The 654-nt window shown below is 57.2% G+C and carries 1 pseudogene; it reads right to left on the reverse strand.

Going from position 1 to position 654, the window contains the following annotated elements:
* Positions 1 to 654 (reverse strand): annotated as a pseudogene (locus tag MES37_RS24540) (hypothetical protein); the annotation flags it as partial.

Consider the following 654-nt stretch of genomic DNA (forward strand, 5'->3'; position numbering starts at 1 on the left):
GACCCGGCCATGCTGCTGCTGTTGGTAGGCCTCACTTTCCAGTACGTCATTCACCCAGGTCTGGCGGCGGGTGATATTGAGGTTCTGGTCATAGGTGAAGCGTTCTTCGCGCATCGGCACACTGCTGCTGCCGGTCCAGGTGGCGTGACTTATCTGGTCGTTCGCCGTCAGGGTGTGAACTGCGGTACCGCGCAGTGAGTCTGCAATCATGGTCATGTTGTAAGCCTTGTCGTACAGCCACTGACGTTGCAGGGTTTTGTTGCGCCGGTCGTGCGGATTCAGCTCTGCCGGATTGCCGACCTGTTGCTGCGTCAGCATCCCGGTTGGTGTGTAACCCAGTTGCTGGCGGAAGCCGGTGTCACTCTGTCGGGTGATTTCCTGGCCGCGCAGGTCGTGGGTGAAGGTCAGTGGTGCATGGCCGGCCAGTTGCCACTGTTCCAGCTCTCCCATTAATCCACGGGTGAAGTGTTCGGTGAGTCCTTCAGTGGTGCGTTGTGAGATATAGTCGCGTTCTTTTTCCCATGTATATTCCGTGCGTCGGCCGTTGAGGGTTTCGGCAGTAATGCGCCCGGCCTCATCATATTCATAATTGACGGTAGCATCATCGTTCTTTGCTTCGACCAGACGGCAGAGGGTGTCATAGCGGAAGAGGGT

The organism is Buttiauxella sp. S19-1 (assembly GCF_022134725.1).
Classification (GTDB): Bacteria; Pseudomonadota; Gammaproteobacteria; order Enterobacterales; family Enterobacteriaceae; genus Buttiauxella; species Buttiauxella ferragutiae.